The 245-nt window shown below is 53.5% G+C and carries 1 rRNA gene; it reads right to left on the reverse strand.

Features of this window, described 5'->3' with window-relative positions:
• Positions 1 to 91 (reverse strand): 16S ribosomal RNA (locus OO70_RS50975); the annotation flags it as partial.
• Between the last annotated feature and the right edge of the window lie 154 nt (positions 92 to 245).

Genomic DNA, 245 nt, shown 5'->3' on the forward strand with positions numbered 1-245 from the left:
TAATCCCCACCGAAGTGGTTCATCGTTCGACTTGCATGTGTTAAGCACGCCGCCAGCGTTCGTCCTGAGCCAGGATCAAACTCTCCGTGAATGTTTACCCGTAATCGGGTGCACACATCACGAGAGCGGAACGACCACCGGAATAGGATGGTCGTTCACAGCGTCCTCGCTGTATGTGTTCTTCAAAGGAACCTCGTCCCAACCGTGATGGCTGGAGACGGGGTATCAACATATCTGGCGTTGAT

Source organism: Streptomyces xylophagus (assembly GCF_000716435.1).
GTDB classification, from domain to species: domain Bacteria; phylum Actinomycetota; class Actinomycetes; order Streptomycetales; family Streptomycetaceae; genus Streptomyces; species Streptomyces xylophagus.